At 55.1% G+C, this 1,281-nt stretch carries 2 protein-coding genes; both read left to right on the plus strand.

What is annotated here, in order from left to right:
* Positions 1-741: hypothetical protein (locus tag ACREAY_RS11980; protein ID WP_431755995.1), on the plus strand; the 741-nt coding region annotated here is incomplete at its 5' end.
* Positions 734-1,281 (plus strand): sigma-70 family RNA polymerase sigma factor (locus ACREAY_RS11985; protein ID WP_431755996.1); only part of this gene is annotated, 548 nt, incomplete at its 3' end. The genes ACREAY_RS11980 and ACREAY_RS11985, both read left to right, overlap by 8 nt.

A 1,281-nucleotide genomic window follows, 5' to 3' on the forward strand; every position in this document is an offset into this window, starting at 1 on the left:
TGCCCGGCGATTTGGCTCCAAGCGCTGGATGAGCCGGCAAAATGGGCGAAAACCATGGGCCGCTTGTTATGGCCCATGGCTGGAGTCCGCTTAGTGCGCCGCCCGGCGGCTAGCCGGGAAGCCCCGGTCGTTAGGCCACGACCATACACCGTGATTCTTTGCGACCTTTGGCAAAGTGCTCCGTCTATACCTGTGCGTCCCATGTGGGCGCTCATTACTCACCGGAGCAAGAAGATGAAACGCTTTCATGTTCACGTCGCCGTAAAATACCTCAGACAGAGCATCGTGTTTTACAGCAAGCTCTTTGGGCAAACTCCATCCGCGGAACGACAGGACTACGCAAAGTGGATGCTGGAAGAGCCACGTTTGAACTTCGCCATTTCCTCACGGTGCCACGCCGCCGGCGTCAACCACTTCGGGTTTCAAGCCGACTCAGAGGAGGAGCTTAAGTCTTTGAAGATATTGGCCGAGGCTGCATCTGAAGGCCAAGTCTTGGATCAGGGCGAGGTTTCTTGCTGCTACGCGAAAAGCGAAAAGCACTGGACGGTTGACCCTCAGGGCTTGGCCTGGGAGCATTTTCATACCATGGCTGAAGCAAAAGAGTTCGGTCAAGACACTGCCAATCAAACCGGAGCTTGTTGTATCCCAGTCAAGGCTTCGGTGCAGGACGGCGCACAGGCAAAAGCCGCTTGCTGCGTTCCCAATAGCGAAACGCAGGCAGCAGGTGCCTGTTGTGGTTGAGCGGCAGGAGACACTGGAGCCAGCGTCCCGTGACGAAATCGCAACCTCGTATAGGCGTCTGCGAACCGGTTTGCTGAGTTATTTCCGGGGGCGCGTCGAAGACGCTGCAACCGCAGAAGACTTGTTGCAGACCGTAATTCTCAAGGTGCTGGCTTCCGGCCAATCCGCAAGGTCTTCAGAGACGATGGCGTCATGGCTCTACAAGATTGCCCGCAATGCACTGATTGACCATTACCGGGCAAGGCGTCCGGTAAGTGAACTCACAGACGACTTGGAGTTAGAGGCAACAGAAGACACTTCGTCCATACAAGGACTATCAGCTTGTCTACTACCATTCGTGCAGCAGCTACCAAGCATCTATCGAGATGTTCTGTTGAGCACGGAGTTTCAAGGCAAGCCCATGCAGGCAGTTGCCTCCGATCTGAGTCTATCCCTATCTGCCGTAAAAAGCAGAGCGAGCCGAGGACGCAGAATGCTCAAAGACAAACTGCTTGCCTGCTGCGATGTTGAGCTATCGTCGTCAGGTGAAATCACAGACCA

Source organism: Nitrososphaera sp., from assembly GCF_050748925.1.
In the GTDB taxonomy this organism is placed as follows: domain Archaea; phylum Thermoproteota; class Nitrososphaeria; order Nitrososphaerales; family Nitrososphaeraceae; genus Nitrososphaera.